The organism is Bifidobacterium sp. UBA744 (genome assembly GCA_002298605.1).
Taxonomy (GTDB): domain Bacteria; phylum Actinomycetota; class Actinomycetes; order Actinomycetales; family Bifidobacteriaceae; genus Bifidobacterium.
Window position 1 is genome coordinate 60202 of sequence record DBKS01000060.1, and the last position, 1938, is coordinate 62139.

Annotated in this window: 2 protein-coding genes; both read right to left on the bottom strand. The window is 60.2% G+C overall.

Annotated elements, in window-relative coordinates:
* Positions 1 to 448 precede the first annotated feature (448 nt).
* The gene (locus B2994_RS06990; protein WP_291527650.1) at positions 449 to 1486 is read right to left on the bottom strand and encodes a sensor histidine kinase; all 1038 of its coding nucleotides are present in this window, start codon (positions 1484 to 1486) and stop codon (positions 449 to 451) included.
* Between the two features lie 190 nt (positions 1487 to 1676).
* On the bottom strand, positions 1677 to 1938 hold a 262-nt coding region (locus B2994_RS06995), incomplete at its 5' end, for a helix-turn-helix domain-containing protein (protein ID WP_291527651.1).

Consider the following 1938-nt stretch of genomic DNA (forward strand, 5'->3'; position numbering starts at 1 on the left):
CAGCAACGCCAACAACCTCGCCAACCCGGGGCGACCCCGAACACTTACACCAACCATCGCAATTTCCTTTCCGCCCGCAACATCGCAGGCCAATCATGGCGGCATCACCAGCGACGCCACCTGACATCAAGCCTAAAACCAGCAACCACAGTCCTGCAACCAGCCAACTTCCGCCTCCGTGAAGATCAACCCACTCACATAAGCAGACACACTCATCGCAATCCCAAGGAAGCGTCGCACACGTGCCATGCTGGGAATGAGCAGCATCAAAAAACAAAGGAGCCCGCATGCGCATCGCAGCAACACTACTAATCTACGCTCTGGTAGTTCCGGCATCGACACCGGAATTCGATTCCAACGCGAGCGAATTCCCGACCGTATCCGCTACCGCGATCTCAACCTATGTGTACTGCCCGCCGTGGCTCCAATGGCTTTGCAAGCCCAAGCCTTAACTCTTTGGCTGCTCAGTCGGCAGCCATGCGAAGCACTTCCAGCTGCCGGAATCCCGATCACCGTCGGCGGCCCACTGAAAAGACCCGCCGAGTTCCTCGAACATCCGACGGCGGGTCCGCAATCCCTGGCCGCCGCCCATAACTTGGTCCGAAGAATCGGCATGCGCCATGTGACCGCCCGCAGTGCGATGCCAGCGGCACACTTCGCTGATCTCGATGCGCCCATCGCCGCTGCGCACCGATATCTCATAGCGAAGCTCCTGAGGATCGGCATGCTTGCGGATGTTGGCGCACAACTCATCCAGCAACAACCTCGTCGCCTCGTATTGCCTCCGGCCAAGCGCAATACCCTGCAATTGCGAAACAGCGCAGCGACCCGAATACCCCAGACCATGCAATCGCCGGTCCAATGCTCCGGCGTATTCAGCCAACGGCAGCCGGTCTTCGTCCGAAGTTTCAGGAGCATGACTGGGCTCAGACAACTCGTTGACCACATTGTGCACGCAATCAATCACCTGCAGAATCTGCCCGTTCAGATCGTCAAGCATCTCGCGCTGCCCGGGATCCTCGCTCAGGCGACGACGCCGCTGCACATCCCGAGCGAGCAGCGACAACCGACCACTCACCTCGTCATGCATGTGAATGGCCACACGAGTCCGCTGCAATGCAAGTTCCAGCCGGTGCTGGCTTTCCCTCAGTTCCTCGGTTTTACGTCTCTTCCGCAATGCATATCCGGCAACGGTCGACAGCGTGAAGCATATGGCAAAGAACGGCAAGCTATCGAACCCAACACCATAGCCGGTCCAAGTCTGCACGACCTGGAACAGCAGGGTGGCGCCCAGCATCGTTGCAGCCAAGGCCGTCGAGGCATAGCAGCCGACGAAACCCAGCGCCAGCAAACCTCCCCACAGCAAAGACGGACCGGAATACCCCGGGATAAAATCGGCAACATAGCCCACAGCCAGCAGCAGGCATCCCGCCTTCACAGGCCAGCGAACCATCGCCAGCAAACACACAAGGTGCAACAGCGCCACCAGCCATTCGACCCACCCGGCCGGAATCAATATCGTTGTTTCCCAAACCGTTACGGCGAACGCCACAGACACCAATGCCATGCGTCCCGCGGCAAGCCCTCTGGCGGAGCAGAACCGCCGGAATGCCGCCAGCCACGCCGACACTCCCAGCATCCTCCCGCGAAATCCGGCAAAACCACCGCGTCTGCGCTCAGACACGTCTCCTCCCATTCCGCTCATCGCCAAACCACCGGACCAGCGCCTGCCACCGCGTATGAGCGCCGAGCTTGCGCATCGCAGTCTGCACGTGCTTACGCACCGTGTCACGGCCCACACCGAGCTCCCGAGCTATGTCCTCATCGCCAAGGCCGTCGCCGAGCAAACCCATCACCTGCTCCTCGCGCAGCGACAGCAGCCCCAGGGACGACTCCTGACTCAACCGATAGTGAGACAATTCCGCGGATTCAAACGCG